Source organism: Streptomyces sp. TLI_105 (assembly GCF_900105415.1).
Classification (GTDB): domain Bacteria; phylum Actinomycetota; class Actinomycetes; order Streptomycetales; family Streptomycetaceae; genus Streptomyces.
Window position 1 is genome coordinate 67,602 of the sequence record NZ_FNSM01000001.1, and the last position, 17,600, is coordinate 85,201.

Annotated in this window: 17 protein-coding genes and 3 pseudogenes; 8 read left to right on the plus strand and 12 right to left on the minus strand. The window is 70.4% G+C overall.

Going from position 1 to position 17,600, the window contains the following annotated elements; genetic code table 11:
* Positions 1 to 412: 412 nt before the first annotated feature.
* From BLW86_RS00325 to BLW86_RS00340, 4 genes are all read right to left on the minus strand, one after another.
* A complete protein-coding gene (locus tag BLW86_RS00325) occupies positions 413 to 616 on the minus strand; it encodes a cold-shock protein (protein ID WP_093872137.1) in 204 nt (67 codons plus the stop codon).
* Positions 617 to 1,791: 1,175 nt separating this feature from the next.
* Positions 1,792 to 1,986 carry a hypothetical protein gene (locus BLW86_RS41400; RefSeq protein WP_143060189.1) on the minus strand — a complete coding sequence of 65 codons (195 nt, stop codon included), beginning with the start codon at positions 1,984 to 1,986 and terminating at the stop codon, positions 1,792 to 1,794.
* Between the two features lie 421 nt (positions 1,987 to 2,407).
* Positions 2,408 to 3,643 (minus strand): SpoIIE family protein phosphatase, encoded by a 1,236-nt coding sequence (locus BLW86_RS00335; protein WP_093872139.1) that lies wholly within the window; start codon positions 3,641 to 3,643, stop codon positions 2,408 to 2,410.
* On the minus strand, positions 3,627 to 4,727 hold the full coding sequence (locus tag BLW86_RS00340) for an Acg family FMN-binding oxidoreductase (protein ID WP_256341127.1): 1,101 nt from the start codon (positions 4,725 to 4,727) through the stop codon (positions 3,627 to 3,629). Before BLW86_RS00340 ends, BLW86_RS00335 begins: the two co-directional genes overlap by 17 nt.
* Positions 4,728 to 5,500: 773 nt before the next feature.
* Between BLW86_RS00340 and BLW86_RS00350 the strand changes: the two genes are divergently transcribed.
* The 4 genes from BLW86_RS00350 (at position 5,501) to BLW86_RS00365 (ending at position 8,425) form a co-directional block, all read left to right on the plus strand.
* The gene (locus BLW86_RS00350; protein ID WP_093872141.1) at positions 5,501 to 5,989 is read left to right on the plus strand and encodes a DUF1269 domain-containing protein; all 489 of its coding nucleotides are present in this window, start codon (positions 5,501 to 5,503) and stop codon (positions 5,987 to 5,989) included.
* A gap of 97 nt (positions 5,990 to 6,086) precedes the next feature.
* A complete protein-coding gene (locus BLW86_RS00355) occupies positions 6,087 to 7,181 on the plus strand; it encodes a baeRF3 domain-containing protein (protein ID WP_093872142.1) in 1,095 nt (364 codons plus the stop codon).
* A 129-nt stretch (positions 7,182 to 7,310) separates the two neighbouring features.
* Positions 7,311 to 7,901: a hypothetical protein gene (locus BLW86_RS00360; RefSeq protein ID WP_093872143.1), complete on the plus strand. Its 591-nt coding sequence runs from the start codon at positions 7,311 to 7,313 to the stop codon at positions 7,899 to 7,901.
* A gap of 23 nt (positions 7,902 to 7,924) precedes the next feature.
* Positions 7,925 to 8,425 (plus strand): DUF1269 domain-containing protein, encoded by a 501-nt coding sequence (locus tag BLW86_RS00365; protein ID WP_093872144.1) that lies wholly within the window; start codon positions 7,925 to 7,927, stop codon positions 8,423 to 8,425.
* Between the two features lie 98 nt (positions 8,426 to 8,523).
* Here BLW86_RS00365 and BLW86_RS00370 read toward each other — a convergent pair whose 3' ends face one another.
* Complete coding sequence (locus BLW86_RS00370) at positions 8,524 to 9,801, minus strand: arginine deiminase (protein WP_093872145.1); 1,278 nt, start codon at positions 9,799 to 9,801, stop codon at positions 8,524 to 8,526.
* A gap of 69 nt (positions 9,802 to 9,870) precedes the next feature.
* Entirely contained in the window at positions 9,871 to 11,331 is a 1,461-nt protein-coding gene (locus BLW86_RS00375; RefSeq protein ID WP_093872146.1) for a basic amino acid/polyamine antiporter, read from the minus strand.
* Positions 11,332 to 11,436: 105 nt separating this feature from the next.
* On the opposite strand from BLW86_RS00375, the pseudogene BLW86_RS00380 reads away from it, so the two are divergent.
* Positions 11,437 to 11,655 (plus strand): annotated as a pseudogene (locus BLW86_RS00380) (HAD family hydrolase); the annotation flags it as partial.
* A gap of 250 nt (positions 11,656 to 11,905) precedes the next feature.
* Positions 11,906 to 12,229: pseudogene (locus tag BLW86_RS00385) on the plus strand (DUF4262 domain-containing protein); the annotation flags it as partial.
* Positions 12,230 to 12,280: 51 nt separating this feature from the next.
* Here the strand turns inward: BLW86_RS00385 and BLW86_RS40670 are convergent.
* From BLW86_RS40670 to BLW86_RS00410, 6 genes and pseudogenes are all read right to left on the minus strand, one after another.
* Positions 12,281 to 13,135 (minus strand): transposase, encoded by an 855-nt coding sequence (locus tag BLW86_RS40670; RefSeq protein WP_256341128.1) that lies wholly within the window; start codon positions 13,133 to 13,135, stop codon positions 12,281 to 12,283.
* A gap of 18 nt (positions 13,136 to 13,153) precedes the next feature.
* Positions 13,154 to 13,999: pseudogene (locus BLW86_RS42725) on the minus strand (transposase); the annotation flags it as partial.
* A 21-nt stretch (positions 14,000 to 14,020) separates the two neighbouring features.
* Positions 14,021 to 14,281 (minus strand): hypothetical protein, encoded by a 261-nt coding sequence (locus BLW86_RS41760; protein WP_177181500.1) that lies wholly within the window; start codon positions 14,279 to 14,281, stop codon positions 14,021 to 14,023.
* 124 nt (positions 14,282 to 14,405) lie between these two features.
* Entirely contained in the window at positions 14,406 to 14,702 is a 297-nt protein-coding gene (locus BLW86_RS00400; RefSeq protein WP_093872149.1) for a DUF1330 domain-containing protein, read from the minus strand.
* 33 nt (positions 14,703 to 14,735) lie between these two features.
* Positions 14,736 to 16,169, minus strand: a complete 1,434-nt coding sequence (locus tag BLW86_RS00405) for an MFS transporter (protein ID WP_093872150.1) — start codon at positions 16,167 to 16,169, stop codon at positions 14,736 to 14,738.
* Entirely contained in the window at positions 16,166 to 16,528 is a 363-nt protein-coding gene (locus tag BLW86_RS00410; protein WP_093872151.1) for a MarR family winged helix-turn-helix transcriptional regulator, read from the minus strand. Before BLW86_RS00410 ends, BLW86_RS00405 begins: the two co-directional genes overlap by 4 nt.
* Before the next feature lie 129 nt (positions 16,529 to 16,657).
* Between BLW86_RS00410 and BLW86_RS00415 the strand changes: the two genes are divergently transcribed.
* Complete coding sequence (locus tag BLW86_RS00415) at positions 16,658 to 16,939, plus strand: transposase (RefSeq protein WP_093872152.1); 282 nt, start codon at positions 16,658 to 16,660, stop codon at positions 16,937 to 16,939.
* Positions 16,940 to 16,975: 36 nt separating this feature from the next.
* Positions 16,976 to 17,488 (plus strand): competence protein CoiA family protein, encoded by a 513-nt coding sequence (locus tag BLW86_RS00420; RefSeq protein ID WP_093872153.1) that lies wholly within the window; start codon positions 16,976 to 16,978, stop codon positions 17,486 to 17,488.
* Positions 17,489 to 17,600: the final 112 nt, after the last annotated feature.

Sequence of the window (17,600 nt, forward strand, 5' to 3'; positions counted from 1 at the left end):
GTGGCAGGGCCGGGTCATCGCAGGACCACGACCAGGGCGGCGGTGGCGACCAGAGCGGCGGTGGCGACCAGAGCGGCGGCCCAGGTGCCGCAGGGGGACTGTAAATCGTTCGGTGTAACTCCCGATCCCTTCGCGGACCGGACCGGGCGCCGGCTGTTCGCTCTGCCCGAGACCGTTCGGCCCCCGGGAGAAAGACAGCATCTTCGAACAGCTCAACTCCCTGCCCCGGCACCGGGTTCGCGAGGAAGAGCGGTGTTGCGACGACCAATAGAACCCAAGCCCCACGGGGACCGGGGCCTGTCCCGCGCGCCCCATTCCGGTACGGGCCGGTAGGGAGCCCAGTCCGTACAGGTGAGTGAAGGGGCCGATTCCGTTGTCCAGGTCACGGCCCCGGTTCCGCCGGCGAGGCGGGTCAGGCGAGGGTGATGTTCTCCGCCTGGGGACCCTTCTGGCCCTGGGTGACGTCGAACGTCACGCTCTGGCCCTCCTGGAGCTCACGGAAGCCCGAGGAGTTGATCGCCGAGTAGTGGGCGAAGACGTCCGGGCCGCCGCCGTCCTGGGCGATGAAGCCGAAGCCCTTCTCCGCGTTGAACCACTTCACAGTTCCCGTAGCCATGTCTCATGCCTTCCAGTCGATGAACGCCTCCCGCACCATGCGGAAGGCGGAGGTGATCGCCCTGGTCCCTGCGGCACAGCACAGCAAAAAGCCCACGCCTGGAACGTGGGCAAGGGGAAGATCCGAACCACGACAGCTAACGCGGACGGTACACGCCCGCACCCCCTGTCACCACAGGAAACGCCTCATGCCCCAGGGACAGACGACCGTCAGGGTGCGAGAGGCGCGGCGCAGACCAGAGATCCGGGATCGCCTCAAAGGACGGCGAGCAGGGCGGCGGCCGGTTCGCGGGTCCGGGGCTCGCCGTCCACGTCGTACAGCACGAAGCAGACCGCGTCGGCGAAGGAGTCCGGGGGATCCGCCGGGAACGGACCGGGCGGCTGACGGCTTCACGGACGACGTCGTCCACCAAGGAGGCGACGGCATGCCGCGGTGCGCGAGCACGTCGGCCTTCACCGTCCACCGCGGGCCCTGGAGTTCGACGGCGACGAACACGGCCCGCTGCTCTCCGGCCGCCCTGCACGCGGTGTTGAAGACGTCCATGCCTGTCGCGTCCGGGACCAGGCCGGCGGTCAGGGGATCGGCAGCGGCTGTATGAGCAGCATCCCCGCAGGAGAGAAAAGGCGCTTCGCGTTGACGCGGAGCGTGTCCTTGTACGTGGGTGAGGCGTTGGTTCTGTGACACATGCGCCGGTCTGGACGCCCCACGTCGGGCCGGCGCGGTCCGCGGCCTCCGATTCCGCGCTCTGGCGTCAGGGCCGCCTCAAACGGCTCGGCGGCTCCCCTTCTTCGGCCCTGACCGGCAGCCCTGGCCTCCCCGTCAGGACCAGGGCTTTGTCCTGTGCAGGGGTGGTGTTCAAGGCGCCACCGACGACACCGCTCTCGTCATCGTCCGGCTCTGACCCACCGCAGCCATGGCCGCCAGGGCCATGGGGGAACGCAGCAGAGGCAGGTTGACGTGGCCCGGGGCCTTCCCGCGCCGCAGCGCGTTGGTGGCGGTGACGCGTGCACGGGTTGGAACAGCCCCACGGGACTCCTACCGCCGACGGCCCCGGTACCCGCCCGGCACCGGGGCCGCAGACCCTCGTTCCCGCTCCGCCAGGCCGCGAGACGGTGCCAGCGGCGTCCGGCGCTGACTCCTCTGAGGGCGCGGTTGGCTGTGCCCGCACCGCGTGGTCAGCGACCAGGCCATGGATAGGAAAGGGTGAGGGTCATCCATTCCTGATCCGGCTGGCCAGGGACGAGGCGGCCGGCCGTCTGCCACTGCCGGGCGAGTTCGGTGAAGATCGGCTCCAGGTCGGGGCGACGAACCGTTTCGCTTCCGGTTCGCTGTGCGCCGATGGGAGCAAGCCGCATCGTCGTCGTGGTCATGCAAGGTTCAACGCCCTCACGCCGTCCGGGTTACCCGAGTCGGCGCCGCGTCGGCATGGAACCCGGCGTAGATCGAGCCCCGGGCCCGGTCTTGTGTCGTCGCGATCAGCGGCCGCTGGACGCACCTCCGTGGGGATGAAGGCGCTGATGGTCCTCCCGCCGGTGAGGTCGGGGGTGGCGGTCACGCTGCTGGTCAGACGGAGGACGATGTTCCAGACGAATCCGCCGCCGTCGGCGAAGTCGGGCTCGCGCCGGGTCGGCAGTTGAGGGCTGCGGTCGCTCACCGCGATCCCGATCGCGTCGGAGCGTGCGGAGGTTCTGCTCGAACGCTTCGCCCGAAGGGCAGACGACCGTGGGGTGGTGTCTCTGCTTCGGTCGCGGCTGCACCAGGACGCGAGGGACTGATCTCGCCGCCTCGCTGTCAGAGGCGGACCGTGATGAGGGCGATGTCGTCGCGGGCGCCGCCGGCGACGCCGAGGCGGGCGAGCACGACGTCCGCGAGGCGGTCGGGGCTCAGGCCGGCATGGCGGGCCAGGGCATCGGTGAGCTGCCGCAGGCCGACGTCGATGTCCTGGTCGCGGCGTTCGATGAGGCCGTCCGTGTACAGCACGAGGTGGTCGCCCGGGGTGTAGGGCACGGCGGCTTGCGGGCGCGGGACGTGGTCGGGGCGCGCGCCGAGAGGCGGGTCGGTGGCCTGGTCCAGCAGGTCGCAGGTTCCGTCGGGGTGCAGCAGGACGGGTGGCGGGTGGCCGGCGCTGCTGTACGCGATCTGCCGGCGGCTGGTGTCGATGACGGCCTGGACGGCGGTGGTGGCGAGTGCCCCTTCGACGGACCGGGCGTACAGGCCGAGCACCTCCAGCGACCTGGCCGGTTCGTGCAGGGCTCTGACGGCGGCGCTCAGCGCGCTGCGGAGCATGCCCATGACGGTGGCGGCTTCCAGGCCGTGGCCCACGACGTCGCCGACGGCGACAGCGAAAGCGCCGTCGGGCAGGTCGACGACGTCGTACCAGTCGCCGCACACGTTCAGCGACCCGACCGCGGGCACGTAACGCACCGCGATATCCGGATGCCGCTCCAGGTCGGGCGAGTGCAGCATCGCTTCCTGCAGCGTGAGGGCGACCTGGCGTTCCCGGGCGTGCGCCTGCCGCAGTTCCTCGTTCAGCCTCTGCAGCTCCCGCGCCCGCCCGTACAGCTCGGCCTCCATCGCCTCCCGCCGGCCCAGAGGCCCTCCTGCAGGGCCGGGCGGGCGGGAGCGGACGAACTCGGTCACGTCCTCCACCCGGTGGATGATCCACGCCACCTGCCCGTCCGGCCCGAGGACGGGGGTGTTGATCGGCGACCACCACCGCTCCTCGAACGCTCCGGGCCGGGACGGCACAGGGATGTCGTACTTCTGCACCGCCATCGTGTCCGGCTGACTCGACTGCAGGACCCGGCGCAGCGAGGCGTTCAGGTTCCGCACCCCGTCGGCGTTCGCATCCGCCGGATTGTCCGGGAAGGCGTCGAACACGTACTGGCCGACCAGGCCCTGTCGGCTCCACCCGGTGGCCTGCAGGTACGCCTCGTTGACGTCGACGATCACCAGACCTGGATCCAGCACCAGATACGGACTGGGCGTGGCCATGAACAACGCCTTGTAGTCAATGCTCGATTCCACGGGCTCTGCTCAGTCCTTTCCGCTGCTCAGGGAAGTCGGCACCGATCCGGGCGGGGAGCCACCGAGCGGGCTGCACGGTAAGGCGTCGGCCCGGTCGCTCGAAGGTCAGGACGTCGGCCACCGGCCTGCGGGGTGTCGCCTGACCTGGGGGGCCGTAGCCCAGACGGAACACCATGTGGATGAAGCCGATCGCGACACTCGGATCACGTGCGGACGACCGGAGCTCGGGCCGTTCAAGGGGCGGAGACCTCAGAGAGGTGGCGAGGCCGTCGACGGTGGCCTGCACGAGCACGCGCTCCCTCGCCTGACCCGCTCGCAGCCAGTCCGCCGGGGCGTCCTCCACAGTTCCCAGCAGCGCGATCTGGGGATGTTCCTCGAAGACGGCCACATCGCGGTCCGGCACCCCTCGCCGAGCGTCGAAGTCCCGTGCGGGGGCGCTCGCGCCGTACTGCCGTGGACCAAGTGCCTCTGCGGGGATCCCCTCGGTGGCGGGGCCTTCCCCGGTCCTGCCGGCGCGCGTCCACACGGCGGTCTCCGCGCGCACGGCCTCGCCGGCGGCCTCAAGCATTTCGGCGTCGTGCACGAGTTCCATGACGGCGTCGGTGTGCCAGACGCCAGGTGTGATCAGCCGGCAACCTTCCAGCAGCACGGCCGCGCCAAGCCCGTCGAGTACGGGCTCGGGAATCTGCTCCTCGGAGAAGGGGAAACGGCTGGTGTGCCGCCGCCGTGCGGCGGGACAGAGGTCCGCGAGACCGCGGTCCACGCTCTCGCTCTGCCGCAGGAGCGCATCCGCCGGGTGCCACGGGTCGTCGGGGTCCGACAGCAGCCGGGCGTCGGCATCCCGGCCGTGGTGGGCGGCGGCCACGCGCAGGTTGAACAGCGCAGCCCTGCAGCCCAGGTGCAGCGCGCGGTGATCCGGATCGGCGAGGGGCAGCGTGCGCTCGGGATCGCCGTACAGGGCCAGGGAACGGCCGCCGCTGCGGTGCACGAACCTCCAGGGCTGCGCATCGTGCATGGAGGGCGTCCTCACGGCATCCTCGACCAGCGACGCCACGACCCCCGCGTCAAATGCTGCAGTGGACACGGCTCGTCCTGTCTGTGCAGGGACCCCCGACGGCGGGACCGCGTGCGCCGGCGATCACGACGGAACGGGGAGAAGACGCTCGGTCCACTCCCCACGCTCAATTGTCCCAGGGCAGACCCGGCGGCACCCGACGAGACGGGCAGCGTGCGCAACGGCACCCGACAAGGCGCGGGACTCCGCCCTCGTCGTTCCGGGCCCGCGGCTGACCTCGGGCGCGGGCACGAAGGCCCTGTCCCCGCGGGAGATCAGTGCTTCACCGCCAGGGGGAGACCGCCGGTCCGATGCCGACAGGTATCGGACCGGGTGATCGGCTTCGGCGTCGGTCATGAGCAGCGCCTGCGTCGGGTGGGCGCTCCCGCCCTGCACGACGTGGGCGCGGCCGGGGTGCGTGTTGTCCTTCGGGGGCGGAGCCGGCCTGCGGGGCGACCAGGGCGACGTGGATGTCGGCGACGTCGCGGCAGTACGTCACGCCGGGCAGGCCGTGGGCCCACCGGTGGGGTATCCGCTGGAGGTCGACGGACGCGTGCCTGTCCGAAGGCATGGTCGGCGGCCTGACCGAACGCATCCGTACCGACATGGGCTGGCCGACATCTCCCACAGCGTTCCCCGGCTCCTTCCGGCCCGGTGGGCTCACCCGTCCGGCGTGAGCGAGGCCCCCCGGGATCGAGTCGCGCCCTCCCGAATATCAGGTAAAGCTCATCCATGTGTGCCCTTTCGGGCGGAATCGCTCAGTAGCGGACCGTCGGGAGGGGCCTCGGACCGAGGAGGCGGAAGTGGGCGAGCTCATCGTCATCGGATACGACGACGCCGACGTGGCAGACAGAGCGTTCGACACGGTGCGGGAACTCCAACGGGACTACGTCGTGCACCTCAACGGTCTCGCGGTCGTCGAGGTCGATGAGGACGGACGGACCCACGTCGACTCCGACAGCCGCGTCGTGGGCTCCACCGCGGCCACAGGAGCCGTGTGGGGCGCGATCTTCGGCATGCTGTTCCTCGTCCCCGGGCTCGGTCTCCTGACCGGAGCCGCGGTCGGTGGCCTCGTGGGCAGGCTGAGCAGGTCCGGCATCGACGACCGGTTCCGTCAGCAGGTGGGGAATCTGCTGAGGCCCGGATCCGCCGCGGTCGTGATCATGGCTTCCAAGGTCACCGACGACAAGTTCACGGCGGCGATGCAACAGCACGGCGGCACCGTCCTCAAGACCTCGCTCAGCGACGAGGACGAGAGAGAACTCGCCGAACAGCTCGCCGGACCGCAATAGCGCGGCCCGACCCCACCGAGCCACGCACCACTTTCCCGGGTTGCCCGTGTCCGTCTCGCACCTGCCCTGCTCGTTCTCACCACCAGGATGGCATTCGATGGATCCCCTGCTCACTTCGGACCAGCTCGCCGAACTGCGCCGGCCCCGGCCCTATCCCGCCCTCTCCCTGCTCATGCCGACCCACCGACGCGAGCCTGAGAACGCGCAGGACCCTGTGCGTCTGCGCAACCTCGTGGCCCAGGCGGAGAAGGCACTGGACAACGACCCCGACGTGCCGCGCGAGCGGCGCGGAGAGATCCTCGACCGGCTGGGGCGAGCCGTCGCCGAGGTCGATCCGGCCCACACGCAGGACGGTCTGGTGATCTTCGTGGCTCAGGGCGAGCACCACGTGTGGTCGGTCGGTCGCTCCGTACCCGAACGCGTCGTGCTCGCCGACACCTTCCTCACCCGCAACCTCGTCGCGGCGCACGCCGCCGAACAGCCGTACTGGGCGCTCGCGGTGGCCGCCGACCGGGTCTCGCTGTGGGACGGCGCCCTTGAGCGGGTCACCGAGTACTCCGAGGACGGATTCCCGCACACGCGGAGCCTTGAGGCCCCGGACGCCGAACGCAAGCAACGCGTCGGAGACCTGCCCAGCACGTTCCAGGACGAGGCCACCCGCCGGTTCCTGCGCGAGGCGCACGACAAGCTGCGTGCCGTCCTCGCCCGCGCGCCCCGCCCCCTGTACGTGATCGGGTCGGCCGCCGCGCTCGCGCTCCTGGAGGAGCTCGGCCCGCTGGGTCCGGGTGCTGTGACCATCGAGCACGGAGGGCTCGCCGACGGGCCGGCCGGTGCGGTCTCCGAGGCCGTGGAGCCGGTTCGTGCCGCGCGTGAGGCGGACTCGACGGCCACGGTCGCCGCCGAGCTGGAAGCGGCACGCGGCCGACGGGAGTTCGCGGGCGGACTCGACGAGGTGTGGCAGGCCGTGCAGGAGGGACGGGTGCGGTTGCTGGCCGTCGAGGAGCACTACCGGACAGTCGTACGGGAAGAGGGAGGCCACCTGGAACCCGCGGACGCCGACCAGCCCGGAGCGCGGGACGACATGGTCGACGAGATCGTCGAGCAAGCTCTGGAGAGGGGGGCCGAGATCCGCTTCGTACCCGACGACGCACTGGCCGGGCAAGGGCACATCGCCGGAGTGCTGCGGTACTGACCGACCCCTGAAGGGCCCGGTCCCGAGACGACCTGCCCCGGCACGACTGCCCGTGGCACCCTCTACCGAGAAGACGCGATCGTGAATCCCTCACCCGAGCGGCTCAGCCGTCCGGCCCGTTCTCGCGCCATGAGCGCAGCCGCCGCCGTCGTCCTCGTCGCCTTCGGCGCGGCGAGCGTCGTCGCCTGCGGCTCCGACGGCGACACGAGCGGACCGAGTTTCAGCGAACGTCCGACTCCGCCCCTCACCGACTCCTTCAGCGGAATGCCACCCTCGGCACTCGCCTCCTCAGCCTCCGAGGCCGTCGAATCCGCCCGGGCGTCCGCCTCGTCGGCCGCCGCGTCCGCGTCCGCCAGGGAGGCGTCGCGCAAGGCGTCGATCGGGGCCGAGATCGAACGCTCACGCCGCAAGGCGCAGGACGCGCTGAAGGATGTGCAGGGCCGCGGTAACGCCCTGGACGAGGTGGCGCTGACCGGCAAACCCCGAGCGGACACCGGCGGCGTCACGACCGCTGTCGTCACCATCACCAACAAGACGCAGAGCACCGCCTCGTACGCCGTCCAGGTCGACTTCGTCGATTCGGCGGGCAAGGTCGTCGAAACCCAGTTCGTCGGCGAGGAGGATCTCGCTCCCGGCCGGCGCAGACAACCCCTGGTCATCAGCCGGCAGCCGCCCGAGCCCGTCCTCACGGCGAGATTGGCCAAGGCCCAGCGGTACTGACATCCCCACACAAGGAGATCCGCATGTCCGAACTCATCATCCTCGGCTACGAGGACCGCGCCGTCGCCGACAAGGCGTTCGCCGAGGTGCAGCGGCTCAGCAAGGACCACGTGGTCGAACTGTCCGGACTCGCCGTCGTATCGGTCGACGAGGACGGCAAGACCCATGTGGACACACCGGCCAGGACCGAGGGCATCGCCATGTCGGCGACCGCCGGCGCCTTGTGGGGCATGGTCTTCGGCATCCTCGTCCTCACCCCTGGGATCGGCGTCGTGGGTGCGGCCGTCGGAGGCCTGATCGGCAAGCTCCAGCAGATGGGGGTCGACAGCAAGTTCCGCGAGAAGGTCCGGGAGCTGCTCCGGCCCGGCTCGGCCGCCGTCGTGATCATGGCCACGAAGGTCACGGAGGACCGGTTCGCCGCCGCGATGGGGTCCTTCGGCGGAGAGGTGCTCAAGACCTCGCTCTCCGAGCAGGGCGAGCGGGAGCTCGCGGAGCAGCTGGCCGGCCCCGAAGCCGCCGCCTGACTTGACGAAGCGGCCGGGTCCCGCCGGCCGGCTCCCTGGAAGGGAGGCCGGCGTCGGCTCCCCTCGGAGTCCGGCGGGAGCCGGCCGCTTCGTGTACGTCAGAACGCGACCGGGTCGCGGACCAGGGGGCAGGTCATGCAGTGGCCGCCGCCGCGGCCGCGCCCCAGCTCGGCACCGACGATCGTGACGACCTCGACGCCCGCCTTGCGCAGCAGCGTGTTCGTCTGGGTGTTGCGGTCGTACGTGAAGACGACGCCCGGCTCCAGGGCGACGGCGTTGTTGCCGCTGTCCCACTGCTGCCGCTCCGAGGCGTAGACGTCACCGCCCGTCCCGATCACCCGCAGCTGGGGCAGGCCGAGGGCCTTGGCCACCACGTCCACGAACGCAGCGCTGCCCTCGTCGGTGATCTCGACGCCCGGCGCCTTGTCGGAAGGGCGTAGGGAGAAGGTGTGCACCGCGTCCATGATCTTCGGGTAAAGGGTGACGACGTCGCGGTCCGCGAAGGTGAAGACGGTGTCCAGGTGCATGGCGGAGCGGAGCTTCGGCATGCCGGCGACGATGACGTGCTCGGCCGCACCGTGGTCGAAGAGGGCTCGGGCGACCTGGGTGATGGCCTGACGGGAGGTGCGCTCGCTCATACCCATGAGGACGACGCCGTTGCCGACGGGCATGATGTCGCCGCCCTCGAAGGTGGCCTGGCCCCAGCCCTGTTCGGGGTCGCCCCACCACACGGTGGCGCCCTTGTAGTCCGGGTGGAAGGTGTAGACCGCCTTCATCAGGAGGGTCTCGCCGTGCCGGGCGGGCCAGTACAGCGGATTGAGCGTGACTCCCCCGTACAGCCAGCAGGTGGTGTCGCGGGTGTAGAGGGTGTTGGGCAGCGGGGGCATCAGGTACTCCCGTGCGCCGACGCCCTCCCTGGCGAGCGCCACGTATCCGGAGCGGAAGTCCTCCGGCAGGTCGGCGGTGGACAGGCCGCCGATGAGGAACTCGGCGAGGCTGCGCGGGGCGAGGGATTCCAGGTAGGCCCGGGTGTCGTCGACCAGGCCGAGCCCGACCTCGTTGGGGACGATCTTCCGGTCGAGGAGCCATTCCCTTGCCTCGGGGATGGCCATGGTCTCTGCGAGGAGGTTGTGCAGTTCGACGACGTCGACGCCCCTCTGGGTGAGCTTGTTGACGAAGTCGGCATGGTCGCGCTGGGCGTTCTCCACCCACATGACGTCGTCGAAGAGCAGATCGTCGGAGTTGGTCGGGGTGAGCCGGCGGTGGGCGAGTCCCGGGGAGCAGACGAGCACCTTGCGCAGCCGTCCGACCTCGGAGTGAACACCGAGGGCGGGCTTCGCGGCACCGGTACCGGCACCGTTCTCGGGGAGGGTCATGAGCAGCCTTTCCGGTGGAGCGGCGGGTTCGAGAGGCCCGGGGTCAGGGGCGGGCGAGGGCCCGGCGGATCACAGTTCGATCCAGCCGGCGGCCAGAGCGACGATGCCGACGACGGCCCCGGCGACGGAGACGGCACAGATGACGGCCTCCTTCGGGGAGAACAGGCGCCGGTCCTGTTCCCTGCGACCCTTGACGAACAGGAAGGTGGCCGGGGCGTAGAGGATGAAGGAGACAAGGACGAACTTGAGCCCGGCCGCATAGAGCAGGAACGCCGTGTAGAGGGTCGCGAGGACGGCGACGACGAGCTCCCGCCGAGTGCTTCGTCCCGCCACTTTCTCCTGCTGGGGCCGCACGGCGATCTTCACGGCGAAGGCCGCGGCCAGCAGGAACGGGATCAGGCTCAGGGAGCTGGTCAGGTCGAGGGCGAAGTTGAACGCGTCATCGGAGAAGGCCGTCACGATCAGGACGATCTGGCTGAGGGAGGTCGTCATCAGCAGGGCGGGGACCGGAACGTCGTCACCGCTCGACCGGCCGAGGAAGCGCGGCATGTCCTCATCCCTGGCGGCGACGAACAGGACCTCCGCCGCCATCAGGGTCCAGGCCAGATAGGCGCCCAGCACGGAGATGATGAGGCCGACGCTGACGAAGACCTTGCCCCAGGTACCGACCGCCGCCTCCAGGACGCCAGCCATGGAGGGCTGGCGGAGCTCGGCGATCTCGCTCATGGGCAGGATTCCGTACGACACGATGGTGACCGAGGCGAAGATCGCGAAGACGCTGAGGAATCCGAGCAGGGTCGCCCGCCCCACGTCTTCCCGGCGCTTGGCGTGCCGGGAATAGACGCTGGCTCCCTCCACACCGAGGAAGACGAACACGGTGGCCAGCATCGTGCCGCGGACCTGGTTGAAGAGAGAGCCGGCATAGTCCGCGCCGCCGAAGTTGTCCGCGAACACCGACGGCTTGAAGTAGAACAGCGCCAGGATGACGAAGACGATGATGGGGACGAGTTTGGCGACGGTCACGATCCTGTTGATCGCCGTCGCCTCCTTCACGCCTCTTCGGATGAGCAGGAAGAAACCCCACAGTCCGGCGGACGACAGGATGATCGCGAGTGCCGTGTCCCCGTCACCGAGTGCGGGCGCGATCGCGCCGATCGTCGACATGATGAGCACCCAGTACGTCACGTTGCCGACGCACGCGCTCGCCCAGTACCCGAAGGCGGAGAAGAAGCCCAGGTACTCCCCGAAGCCCGCCTTGGCGTACGCGTAGACGCCCGCGTCCAGGTCCGGCCGGCGCACAGCGAGCGCCTGGAAGACGAAGGCGAGCATCAGCATGCCCAGACCCGCCACCGACCAGGCGATCAGCGCGCCCGCGACACCGGTCTCCTGCGCGAAACGCCGTGGGAGTGAGAACACGCCGGCCCCCACCATGGAGCCGACGACCATCGCGGTGAGCGTCAGCAGGGTGAGTTTCGCGGTCGGCGCCGCCGGCCCCGCTCCGGTGGCGTCATGAGTGTCGGCTTGGGCCATGTCGTACCTCGTCGAAGCGCTCGGAGGCTGCGGCGCCCGCATCGGCCCGCCTCATGATGCCCGAACCTATTTCCCTTCAAGCGATTTGTCCTGCCGAGGCGATCACACGAGGCCGACGAGACGCTGGAGGTGATCGTCGCCCGTGACGCGGACAAGCTGGAACACCTGGGGCAGGCGGTGGAGTACCGCGAGCAGGGCTACAGCCTCGCCCGGAACTGGATCGACACCAGCCTCGCCTCGCTGAAGACGCCGTCGGCGAAGGCCCTCGCAGATGCCGCGCTGAGCACGGACTCGCTCCAGTGGCAGAAGAACTTCCTGCCCTGACCGGCGCCGTCCCGGCAAGGCCCCGGTGTTCCAGGGGCCTCTTGTCGTTCGGCAACACCCCGCTACGTGTCGAGGCAGGGGTGTGAAGCAAGTCGCGGGTATGGCGTGAGGCGGTGTCTTGTGCCGCCGCTCGCGCCTGTGGCCTTGTTGGTGAGTTACGGGTTCTGGCGCAGATCTTGGGGAGACATCGCGGAGCGTGATGGCGCCGTTCGATTGAGAGGGGTTCAAATCCCGATGGCTCGATGTCCACGCCATGCACCGCATGCTCAACACGCTCGGAGAGAAGTCCGCCGCGGGCGAAGCGCTGACGGAGGGCCAGAGCCATCCTGATGTTGTCGACGGTCATCGAGTCACGCTCAGGCAGGTTGATCGCGTCTGGTACCGGACTTTCTTCGGGCAGGCCATCGGGTTCTACCGGCGGCCGCCTCTCCCCGCGCTGCAAGTCGCGTGGCCTGATGCCGAGGGCCGTTTCCACGGGGATGAGCAGGCTGACGAGAGGCATCGCGAGTCACAGCCTCAGTTGTGGCTGCCTCCGAGTGACCATCCTGTCGGAATCTGGACGACCGAACTCTGATCTCAAGGGGCTGGGACGCGGCGAGTGGCGAGCCGACACCCGGGCGATGCACTACTGGAGCAGGATCATCTTGCGGAGTAGTTCGCATCCGACTCGGCCGTAGAGCTGTCTCTTGATCTTCTTGATGCGGTTGACGGCGCCCTCGACGCTGCCCGAGCTCCAGTCGAGAGTGAGCCCGGCTGTCACGGCGTCGAGGTCTCGGTGCAGGTGGAGGGCAAAGCCGGTGAGGCCGGGTAGCTGGTTGGCGTCGACTGCGTCGATCCAGGCGGGGAGCGTGGGGCCGAGGCGGTCGGTGAGGGTCTCGCCGAAGTCGCGGACGTGTCCGGCAGCCGTCTCCAGTTCGGGGCAGCGGGCCAGGATCTCCTTCAGGCCGGCCCGGTCTTCTTCGCTCAGGGTCGCGGGGTGGCGGGTGAGCCAGCCGGTCACCTGCCGTACCGTCGGCGGCCGTGGCGGTGCGGCGGACGGAGCCCCGCGGAGGGTGGCGATGTGGGCGCGGACCATGCCGTAGGTGACGGGCACGTTGTCGGCAATCAGTTCGCTGTGGAAGTGGGTGACGCTGGTGCATCCCTCGACGAATCGCCGTTCCAGGTAGGGCTTGTAGGGGTCGGGTCTGCTGGTCCGGGGCTGGTTCTCGCGAAGGGTGTCCTGCCGGCGGGCGGCGCTCGCGTACCGCAGCACGGTATTGAGGCCCGGGCCCAGGTGCCGGGTGATCGCCCGGCGTGAGTGGCCCTGAGCGAGCATCTCATGGACCGGGGCGTGTGCGGCCCTCTTACGCTCGGTCCGCCGGCCTGCAGGCGCCGCGTCGTTCTGCAGCCGGCTGGAAGCCGGCTGGGTGTCCTGCGGCAGCATGCCGCCGGGCGTCGGGTTGCGCAGGCAGTCGCGGTGGACGGCGACGCAGGTCTCCACGGCCCGGCCCAGGCCCTGTCACAGAGGGAACCGGTCGGCGACCTGCAGAGCGTCCGGGGCGCCGCGCCGGGCGCCCTCGGCCCCCGAGCGCAACCCGTAGAGCCGGCGCCAGTCCGGATCCTGCTGGTCGGCGCGGTTCTTGACCTGGAGGTAGCCGGTCCAGCGGGTGTCGCCGCGCCGCGTCCAGCGGGCCTCGGTCTCATGCGGCGACTCGATCCGCACCCGCGACGGCGGCCGGCCATCGCGCTCGGTGCGCGGCCGGAATCTGCCCCGCCTGTCGACCAGGAAGTGCTGCACCAGGATCTGCCGGAGCACCTCGGCCTGCGCCGGGAGGGCGCTGCCGGGGAAGCGGACATGGAGGTGCCCGAGCAGTTCGCGAGCGTCGGCGCCCGCCTGGGCGAGCCGGGCGACGGGATGGCTGGGCCGGGAACACAGGCGCACCGGCCGCCCATGGCGCTCCGCCCACTCGGCGGTAACCAGCTCGTCCAGCACCTCCGGCGCGTGGTGGGCCATGGCCTCCAAGACGGCGCGGACCGCCTCGGTCACCAGCTCCAGGCGGGTCAGCTCCCGTCCGGCGGACAGGATGTGGGTGGAGTCGGTGCGCTGGGTGCCGCGGCCATTGAGCAAGCCGGCCCGCCGGATCCGGGTGGGCGCGAGGCCCAGCAGCCGGTCGGCGCGGTCGCCCTCGGCGAGCCGGTCGCGGAAGTCGGACAGGAAGCTGTGGTGGAAGCCGGGGTCTTCCAGCTCCAGGCCGAGGGCGTACTTGAAGTCGATGCGGCACCGCACCGCCTCGGCTGCCTGGCGGTCCGACAGGTTCAGCACGTACTGCAGCACGCAGACCGTGGCGAGCTGGGCGGGGGAGAGCCCGGGGCGGCCATCGCGCGGCTACCAGGCGGTGAAGTCCTCGTCGTTCCACAGGCCGTCGAGGCGGTCGCGGATCCACATCGCGGTAGTGCCATGGGGGGTGCTGGCGCGGGGGACCCGCGCGGTCAGCGGCGGGATCTCCGATCCGGGCTGGGGATGGGGATGGGGATGGGGATGGGGATGGGGATGGGGCTGGAGCTGGAGCTGGAGCTGGAGCTGGAGCTGGAGCTGGAGCTGGAGCTGGAGCTGGAGCTGGAGCTGGAGCTGGAGCTGGAGGAACATATCGGGCTCCCTGGGAACAGGGGCATCATGTTCCCGGAGAGCCCGACGCAACGTCACGATCGTTGACTGCCCGTACTCAGGATTCCCGACAGAGTCCTTCAGGGAAGATCCGACTGGACCTCGGTCAGTCGACGCCTTCGACGATGCGGAAGTCGCGCTCGACGCCGTCGGAGAGGGCGGCCAGCGCCTCCTGGTAGGCCGCACTCTCGTGCGCCGCGACGGCCTGCTCGAAGCTGTCGAACTCGATCAGGATGGTGCGCTCGGCGATTCCGGCGTCATGCGCCACGACTCGACTGCCAAGGGCGGCGAGGAGCCGACCGCCCCCGGCCTTGACGGCCGGACCGGCCAGCTTGTCGTAAGCAGCCACCTTCTCAGGGTCTGAAATGGTGCGGTAGGCGCTGACCCAGTAGCCCTTGGGCATGGAACCTCCAGTGTGGGGATGAGTGCATCTGACTTACGGGTTGGTCCCGGACGAGCGTCGGCGGGCGAGAGCGAGGCTTGTCAGCGTCGTGATCGCCATGGCGCCGATGCCGACCAGCGCCGCGGTGGTGTAGGCGCCGTCGTCGGGGAAGAGGTGGCCGGGGCCGGTGCCCGCGGCGAGGATCAGGCCGCCGATGGCGCTGCCCAGGGAGTACCCGACGCTGCGGACGACGTAGTTGAAGCTCATGGCGCTCGACGTCTCGCTCTTGGGGGTGACGGCCAGGATGACGCCGGGCATCGCGGCCGAGAAGCCGCCGACGCCGAAGCCGAGCACGCCCATCGCCGCGAACAGTTCGGCCAGGTCCGACCGGGCCGCCGCGAACAGGGCGAACCCGCCGCCGACCACGACGGCGCTGCCGGCCAGGAGCAGGGGGTCGGCGATCCGCGTCCGGACCCGCGGCGTGAGCTTGCCGGCGACGAACCCCAGCGCCGAGAACGGGATGAGGACCAGCCCGGCCACGAAGGTCGTCAGCCCGAAGCCGTAGCCGGTGCCGTGCGGCGTCTGCGCGTACCGGGTGATGAGCGTGAGCAGGAGGTACATGCCGATCCCGCCGACGAACATGGCGAGGTTCGCCCCGGCGACCGCCGGGTGCCGCACCGCCCGCACATCGACCAGGGGCGTCGTGCTGCGCAGCTCGATGACGGCCCAGACGCAGAGCAGCACCACCGCGACGACGGCGAGGCCCGCCGCCACGGCGAGGTGCCGGCTCCACAGATTCCGTTCGCCGGCGAGGAACAGCACCAGGAGCAGTGCGGCGGCCAGGACGACCGCGCCTGCCACGTCCACGTGGGCGGAGCGGCCTTCGGGGGCTTCGGGCACGGAGCGCCACGCGGTCAGGAGGGCGGCGGCGGTGACGACCAGGCCGAGGCCGTAGGCGGCCCGTACCCCGCCGAGCTCGGCGAGCAGTGCGGCCAGCGGATAGCCGACGCCGGCCCCGATGATCGAGACCACCGAGATCAGGGCGATCACGGCCGCGCTGCGCTCCTCGGGGAGGTGGTCCCGGGCCACGCCCATCATCAGCGCCGTCAGCCCGAGTCCGACGCCCTGGGCCGCCCTGCCCACGAGCAGCCACGCGAACGGCAGCGGCAGCACGGTGAGCGCGCTGCCGGCGACGACGACCGCCAGCGTGGCGAGGATCGTGGCCCTCCGGTGCGGGCCGGCTCCGAGTCGGCCCAGGACCGGCGTGGCGACGGCGCCGCTGAGCAGCGCGACGGTCAGCGTCCACTGCGCGCTGCCGAGCGAGACGTGGAACGAGGTCGCCGCCCTGGTGATGAGCGGCGTCCCGAGGCTGGCGACCGCCGCCACGACCAGAGCGATGAACATCAGGGCGGGGACCAGCAGCCGCGCCTCGGAACGCGCCACCGGGAACGCCTTCACCGCGACACCGCCGACCGGCTGCCCGGTCACTGCTTCGGCCCTTCGCGGTCCTGGCTTTCGAGCTCTGCCAGATGCTTCAGCGCCGGAAGGGCCGCCACCAGCGCCTCGACCTCGTCGCCGGTGAGCTCGCCGATCAACCGCTCGAACGCGTGGACGCCCGCCTGGCGTCGCGTCCGGACATAGGAGGCGCCGGCCTCGGTCAGGCACACCAGCGTGACCCGCTTGTCGGAAGCGTCGCCCCGCCGCTCGATCAGGCCGGACTCCTCCATCACCCGGACCAGGGCGGTCATCGCGGGCTGGGTGACGCCCTCGACCGCGGCCAGATCGGTGATGCGCCGCGGGCCGGTCCGGTCCAGGGTGGCCAGGGTGGCGGCGGACGTCAGGCTCATGTCCCGGGGCAGGCGTCTCGCGGCCCTGGTGGCCAGGCCGTAGAGGGCTGCCCCGATGGCGGCGGACGCGCCAGGAGCGGTGTCTTGACGACTCATGCTCGAAGCATAGCGTTTTTATATTCATAGTTTATGGAAATGGTCGACTGGCGCCGGCTCTACGGGCTGCGCTCGGGGGCCGAGGGCAGCATCGAGGAGTTCGTGGACGGCCACCGCGGACGCCGGTGCCGCTACCGCGGCCTCGCGAAGACGCGCGCCCAGCACGTCCTGACCGCACTCGCGATCAACGTCGAGCGGCTGAGCCTTCAAGAACCCGCTGACGGCCCCTGCCGGCCGTGCCCGCCCCCGGCGTTCCAGCGGTACCTCGACAAACGAGGACTGCCCCGACCCCTGTGGTGGAGGCAGGGTAAATGACCCCGAACCTCAAGATTCCCGACGGAGTGGCTCACTGTGTGCCACCGTGAGCTCGGCTCCATCAACCTGTCCGAGCCAGATCTCACCGTCCCCGAGGATTCGAGGCTCTGGCGGTCCCTCTACGGCAGGACCGCCAAGGGCGATCGGGAGTGTGTGGAGTGCCGGGAAGCTGACCCGGGCTGCCCGCAGTACCTGTTCCTGCGGCTATGGAAGGGGCGTCCCCTCGCCGCGCACCACTCCCAGGGCCGGCAGCATGCCACGGCTCCAGAGAGCCCGCGGCACAAGGCGCTCAAGGAGCGCATCGCCGCAGCAGCCGAGAGGGCGGGGTTCACCGCCGAGCTCGAAGCCCGCGGACCGGACGGGCGTCGGCGGACCGATGTGCTGGTCCACGGCGAGGACGGCATCGAGCTCGGCTGCGAGGTGCATCTCTCCTACACGACGTCCCACTGGGTGGCCAAGCGCACCGACATCGCCCGGATCGACCGGATACCGCTGAAGGCGTTCTCCAGCGGCAACGCGCTCCTGGTCCGTGGAGGGGTGAAAAGCTGAAGCGGCAACGCGCTCCTGGTCCGTGGAGGGGTGAAAAGCTGAAGCCGGCTCGGTGCGACTCGCGAAGCCCGGTGCCGTGTCCCGATCGGGGGCATGGGCGCTGCAACCACTG